Genomic DNA, 753 nt, shown 5'->3' on the forward strand with positions numbered 1-753 from the left:
GAAGCGATTGCAAAAGGAGAGCAGACTCCTGCGAATGTCACTCGTTATGAGATTGCCGATGTTAAAGCGATCCGAGCACAACTGGATGTCAGCCAAAAAGAGTTGGCACAAGCGATGGATGTGAGTATTGATACCGTGAAAAGTTGGGAGCAAGGACGGAGAAATCCGACAGGTTTAGCAAGCAAAGTCCTAACTCTACTCTCTAAAGAGCCAGAGCTTTATGCGAAGTTTTCAGTTTAAAGATTAAGAGGTGTCTATGAGTGCAGCTGTTACTTTTGAGCAATTCTGTCAGCGTTACGAGTACGATCCGAGAAGTTCGTTATCTCGATTTGAATATGAGAAGTACAAAGAGAAGAAGTACAAAGAGAACTTAGAGATAGCTAACGAGCTGATCACCAAAGATGCCATCGATAAGATGAAAACATAGAAAAAACGCCCTTAGAGGGCGTTTTTTGTTTCAATCGAACTGCGAACTTTTTGTCCTGTAAATCGCTCTGAAAGCGTCACAAACTTACAGCCCGATTTCTGGCTAATTAGGTAAGGATCAGTGCTTAAAAACGCTCCAGGAGCGTTTTGAGAGCGTCAGATTGGCGTTTTGAGATGCTAAGTCGGCTATTTAACGTAATAGGAATAATAATCACCACCACAACGTTATGTTGCTTTAAATTATGAGCTTCTTTGCTTCGATTTGAAGCCATTCAAATGTATTTTTGGGCTCTCCATTCATTTCCATTTGATGCCAAAGTTTTTCAA

General features: G+C 41.2%; 2 protein-coding genes. Both read left to right on the forward strand.

Going from position 1 to position 753, the window contains the following annotated elements; all coding sequences use genetic code 11:
• On the forward strand, positions 1 to 240 hold a 240-nt coding region (nadS, locus tag R7E78_RS26240), incomplete at its 5' end, for a NadS family protein (RefSeq protein WP_318058623.1).
• 16 nt (positions 241 to 256) lie between these two features.
• Complete coding sequence (locus R7E78_RS26245; protein WP_005398424.1) at positions 257 to 427, forward strand: hypothetical protein; 171 nt, start codon at positions 257 to 259, stop codon at positions 425 to 427.
• The last annotated feature ends 326 nt before the right edge of the window (positions 428 to 753 follow it).

The organism is Vibrio sp. YT-19(2023) (assembly GCF_033337395.1).